6 protein-coding genes are annotated in these 5184 nt (G+C 45.4%); 4 read left to right on the top strand and 2 right to left on the bottom strand.

The window, feature by feature from the left end; all coding sequences use genetic code 11:
* The 3 genes from H6S82_RS17115 to H6S82_RS17105 form a co-directional block, all read left to right on the top strand.
* Window positions 1-666: gamma-glutamyltransferase (locus H6S82_RS17115; RefSeq protein WP_191056459.1), on the top strand; the 666-nt coding region annotated here is incomplete at its 5' end.
* Window positions 667-796: 130 nt separating this feature from the next.
* The gene (locus H6S82_RS17110) at window positions 797-1600 is read left to right on the top strand and encodes an SDR family oxidoreductase (RefSeq protein ID WP_190464288.1); all 804 of its coding nucleotides are present in this window, start codon (window positions 797-799) and stop codon (window positions 1598-1600) included.
* A gap of 277 nt (window positions 1601-1877) precedes the next feature.
* Window positions 1878-2114: a hypothetical protein gene (locus H6S82_RS17105; RefSeq protein ID WP_190464287.1), complete on the top strand. Its 237-nt coding sequence runs from the start codon at window positions 1878-1880 to the stop codon at window positions 2112-2114.
* 70 nt (window positions 2115-2184) lie between these two features.
* On the opposite strand, the gene H6S82_RS17100 is transcribed toward H6S82_RS17105, so the two are convergent.
* Together H6S82_RS17100 and H6S82_RS17095 are read right to left on the bottom strand one after the other, a co-directional pair.
* Window positions 2185-2991, bottom strand: coding sequence for a cobalt-precorrin-6A reductase (locus H6S82_RS17100; protein WP_242056988.1), 807 nt, complete (start codon window positions 2989-2991; stop codon window positions 2185-2187).
* 24 nt (window positions 2992-3015) lie between these two features.
* A complete protein-coding gene (locus H6S82_RS17095; RefSeq protein WP_190464286.1) occupies window positions 3016-3204 on the bottom strand; it encodes a hypothetical protein in 189 nt (62 codons plus the stop codon).
* 336 nt (window positions 3205-3540) lie between these two features.
* Here H6S82_RS17095 and H6S82_RS17090 point away from each other — a divergent pair.
* A partial coding sequence (locus H6S82_RS17090) for a sugar phosphate nucleotidyltransferase (RefSeq protein WP_191056458.1) occupies window positions 3541-5184 on the top strand: 1644 nt, incomplete at its 3' end.

Genomic DNA, 5184 nt, shown 5'->3' with positions numbered 1-5184 from the left:
GCCGACATTCGGTTTATGACACTCGCCGCAGAACACCTTTTAGACAAAGCTTATGCAGGCGAACGGAGAAACTTAATTAATGATAAAGCTATACCTATAGCTGAACCGGGACTTCCTCAAGGTGGAACCGTTTATTTAGCAGCAAGTGATGCAGAATTAATGGTTTCTTTCATCCAATCAAATTTCGAGGGATTTGGCAGCGGAATACTCGTCCCCGGTACTGGCGTAGCATTGCATAACCGGGGAATCGCTTTCAGTTTAGAAGAAGGACATCCCAACCAAATTGCACCCTCAAAACGTCCGTTTCATACAATTATTCCCGGATTTCTCAGCCAAAACGGTCAACCTTTAGGGCCATTTGGTGTTATGGGAGGGCCAATGCAACCCCAAGGACATCTTCAAGTAGTAGTAAATTTAGCCGATTATAGGATGAATCCGCAAGCAGCTTTAGATGCTCCCAGGTGGCACTTTGTATCGGGAAAAAGAGTACTTTTAGAGCAAGCAGTATCTCAGGAGATAGCACAGGCGCTATCTGAAAAAGGCCACGAAGTTCGAGTGACCAAAGATGTAGCACTGTTTGGTAAAGGTCAGATTATCTTACGCCAAAACAGAGTTTTGATTGCCGCTTCCGAACCACGCGCCGATGGCATGGCAATAGCATACTAAAAACCTATCCCAAAAACCACATTAACAGAGATAAACATCTGCGTTTATCTGCGTTTATCTGCTTTCATCTGCGGTAAAAAATAGTTAAAATTTAGTTTTCCCATAGACTCCAAAACCCGAAATAGAAATTATGGCTCCCACCCTTCTCATTACAGGCGCTTCTCAAGGCAGTGGCAAAGCAACAGCACTTTTATTTGCTCGCCAAGGTTACGATGTTGTCCTAGCAGCACGTCAAGCAGACAGATTAGAAGTTGTAGCGCAGGAAATTGAAAACCTCGGTCGTTCTGCTTTAGCTGTTTCTACCGATGTCGGAAATATCGAGCAAGTACAAACGCTGGTCAACAAAGCTCTAGAAAATTTCGGAAATATCGATGTTTTGATTAACAACGCAGGCATCTGTCTCACTGCGCCAATGGAAAGAACTTCTCTGAGTGATTGGCAGCAGATTATGGACACGAATTTTTGGGGATACGTTTACACAATTAATGCTATTTTGCCTCATTTTTTAGAGCGAAACACAGGCACTATTGTCAATGTTGGTTCCTTCGGCGGAAAAATGCCTCTGCCACAAATGACCGCCTATTGTGCCAGCAAATACGCAATCACCGGGTTAACAGAAACCCTTCGCTTGGAACTCGCACCTAAAGGCATCGACGTATCTGCCGTACATCCTGGAGTTATCAACAGTGATTTTATGGAACGCGCTATGTTTCGAGGTAAAGATGAAGCCGAAATAGAATCGCGCCGTCAGCAGATCAAGAAGGTACTTGAATCATCGTGGGTAAGCAAACCGGAAGATATAGCCAATGCGATTTGGGATGCTGTTAAAAATAAACGATCTGAAGTAGTTGTTGGCCCTACATTCCTTGCTACAGAAGTATACCGTTTATTTCCCGGTTTTATGCATTGGGTAATGACTCAAAATGCGAAGTAAATTAGAAGTACTTTACTTGCCAAATGCTCAGGCTTACAATTGACGCAATCATGGACGAGTGTATTTTCCCTAAATCTGCAAGTAAAGTAACGCAAAGATAAATATCAATTTTTTTATAAATGTTAAATTTACTCATAAAAAACTTTACAAATATTTATTTAGTGCGATAAACTACATAATTTGTTATTAAAATTACCCTTCAATAAATAAATGAACTATTTAATTTTCGAGAAATATTATCCATCATATAAGAATCTACCTTTAGGAGGTGGTCATCATGTTAATTGAACGCCCAAATGTAGCACAACCGACGCCGGAAGAAAAGCAGCACCTAGAACGACTAAAAACCGTGATTAATAATGCCGTAGCCGATGGCAAGATTTCTCGCAAAGAACTTGATGATATTAGAGCGGCAACCTATGCTGATAAAAAAGTTACGGTGACTGAACTTGAATTGTACAGAAAACTCGTTTTAGACAAAATTGAGACTGGAGAGCTTCAATATGATTGGTAAAACCTTGTAGGGTGGGCATTGCCCGCTAAATATTCGTGGGCGATGCTCTCCTGACTAAAAATAAAGTATGTTAAATTTTGTCTACGTTCTGTTGACAAAACTCGATCGCCTCTGACAAATCGCTAGTAACTTGCGGATACTCGATCGCAGGCGGATCGATAACTACCAAAGTTACTCCTAATTCATCTGCTATGCTTCGCTTAACATCTTCCCCGCCACTAGCACCGGAAGCTTTTGTCACTACCATTGAAATCTGCCAATGACGCCATAAAGCTTTTTCCAAATCGGCAGAAATTGGCGGTCGCATAGCAAAAATTCGGTCTGGTGTAAATCCAGCAGCTATTGCTGCTTCAATAGAAGTACTGGAAGGTAAAACCTTAGTAAATAAAGTCGATCGCTCTTGCCAAGGACGAAACAGAGGTAAAGCTTTATACCCGACAGTCAGCAGCACTCGCTGTCCTTCCAGATAATTCCCAGCCACAAGCGTAGCAAAAGTATCTAACTGAATCAGTTTACTATTGACGATCGCATTATTCTCGCCCTGCAAACGCGGGCGTTCGTAGCGCAGATAGGGGATTTGCAATTGGGAACAAGCCGCGATCGCATTCTGAGAAATCTCCACCGCAAAAGGATGAGAAGCATCAAGTACTGCCACAATATTTTGGGCGAGCAAAAATTGCCCGATCTCCGAAGGGGAAAGACGCCCCACCCAGACACGCAAAATCGGCACATCGGGATAGAGCGATCTCGCAGTTTCCGTAGTTACCGAAATAGTGCAAGGCAGCTGAGCTTGTGCGATCGCAGCTGCCAGCTGCATACTTTCGGTAGTTCCACCGATCAGCCACAGTCGTTCAGTTGATTCTACTCGGTACTGCAAAAGCCCACTCTGCCAAGAAAACGATTAACCCTTGAGAGCTTTGGTAAAGTTCTTACGATACGATTTGTTAACCAGTAAAAATGGCCACAACATCGACATAGATAGCCGAGTCGTCAAATTGCGGTTGAAGTTAGTCTTCTCAAAGCCAGTCCAGAACTTCCAGACCCCGCCTACGTAAGTTACCAGTAATGCTATGACAATTAAACTATTCATAAACTCTCCTTGCAGCGGATACCCTCTTTATTTCAATTATGTTTACTCAGCCCGTCGTTGTCAGAAGGGCTAGGGCGTCGGGACTAGGGCTAGGGCGTCGGGCGTCGGGAAGAGGGAAAAAGAGGAATTTTGAATTTTGACTTTTGACTTTTGACTTTTGACTTTGGGCTGCCCCTCTGCCCCATCACCTTAGCCGATTCAAATCTTTAATATTAAAAAGGGGCGACATCCTTTTACGACGCCGGAGCTGGAGTGCTAAGCCCTGGCTGGGATCTGTAGACAAGCCGATCGCCAAGAATTCAAGACGACAAAGCAAAAGTGGAAACAGGAGGAACTATGCGGGCAGTGCTAATGGCTGGCGGATCTGGAACTAGGCTGAGACCGCTAACTTGCGATCTGCCAAAACCGATGGTGCCGATCCTGAATCGACCCATCGCAGAACATATCATAAATTTACTCAAAAGGCATCACATCACCGAAGTGATTGCCACCCTGCACTACTTACCCGACGTTATCCGCGACTACTTCCACGATGGCAGCGACTTTGGCGTCCAGATGACCTATGCTGTGGAAGAAGACCAGCCGTTGGGGACAGCAGGTTGTGTAAAAAACATTGCCGAACTTTTAGATAGAACATTTTTAGTGATCAGCGGCGACAGCATCACCGACTTTGACCTCAAAGCCGCCATTCACTTTCACAAACGCCGTCACTCAAAAGCCACGATAATTTTGACCCGCGTTCCCAATCCGATCGAATTTGGTGTGGTCATCACCGACGAAGAAGACCGTATCAGCCGTTTTTTAGAAAAACCATCCACAAGCGAAATCTTCTCCGATACCGTCAACACCGGCACCTATATCCTAGAACCAGAAGTCCTAGACTATCTACCAGCCGGCCAAGAAAGCGACTTTTCCAAAGATTTATTCCCCCTTCTCCTCAACAAAGGCATCCCCATGTACGGCTACATTGCCGAAGGCTATTGGTGCGATGTCGGTCATCTCGACGCCTATCGGGAAGCTCAATACGATGGGCTTTACTCCAAAGTCAAACTCGACTTTGCCTACGAAGAAAGATCTGCCAAAGCCAGAGGAAATCGAATTTGGGTAGGCCAGAATACCTACATCGACCCCTCCGCCGAAATAGAAGCCCCCGTCCTGATCGGTAACAACTGCCGCATTGGCCCGCGAGTGCAAATTGAAGCTGGAACCATCATAGGTGACAATGTGACGATCGGTGCCGACGCCAGTCTCAAACGCCCAATTATATGGAATGGAGCGATCGTAGGCGAAGAAGCCCATCTCAGCGCCTGCGTAATCGCCAGAGGTACCAGAGTAGACCGCCGCGCCCACGTCCTGGAAGCAGCCGTAGTCGGTTCCCTTTCCACTGTAGGAGAAGAAAGCCTGATCAGCCCAGGCGTCCGCGTTTGGCCCAGCAAACAAATTGAATCTGGCGCTACCCTCAACATCAATTTAATTTGGGGTCAAACAGCACACCGCAATTTATTCGGGCAACGGGGTGTCTCTGGATTAGCTAACATCGATATCACCCCAGAATTTGCCGTGAAACTGGGAGCAGCTTACGGCTCCACTTTAAAACCCGGTTCTCAAGTTGCTGTTTCCCGCGATCAACGCAGCATTTCCCGCATGGTCTCCCGTTCTATGATTGCCGGTATGATGTCCGTGGGAGTCAACATTCAGAACTTAGAAGCAACATCGATTCCCATTGCTCGCACGCTTATTCCTACCCTCTCAGTTGCCGGTGGTATTCATATCCGCATACACCCAGACCGAGCCGATCATATTTTAATTGAATTTTTAGATGGCAAAGGCATCAACATCTCCAAAGCTCAGGAGAAGAAAATAGAAGGGGCATATTTCAAAGAAGATTTGCGGCGAGCCCAAATTCACGAAATCGGTAACATGGCTTATCCCAGCCAAGTGATGGATATTTACAGTACCAGCTTTGAGAAACATCTTAAT

Origin of the sequence: Planktothrix sp. FACHB-1355, from assembly GCF_014748295.1 — a bacterium.
Taxonomy (GTDB): Bacteria; Cyanobacteriota; Cyanobacteriia; order Cyanobacteriales; family Aerosakkonemataceae; genus Aerosakkonema; species Aerosakkonema funiforme_A.
The sequence above is the reverse complement of the archived record's forward strand: the minus strand, read 5'-3'. Positions and strand labels throughout refer to the sequence as shown.

Bases quoted from the DNA above. Each gene is read 5' to 3' on its own strand.
- H6S82_RS17105 (WP_190464287.1), top strand. From the start codon at position 1,878: ATGTTAATTGAACGCCCAAATGTAGCACAACCGACGCCGGAAGAAAAG.
- H6S82_RS17110 (WP_190464288.1), top strand. From the start codon at position 797: ATGGCTCCCACCCTTCTCATTACAGGCGCTTCTCAAGGCAGTGGCAAA.
- H6S82_RS17095 (WP_190464286.1), bottom strand. From the start codon at position 3,204: ATGAATAGTTTAATTGTCATAGCATTACTGGTAACTTACGTAGGCGGG.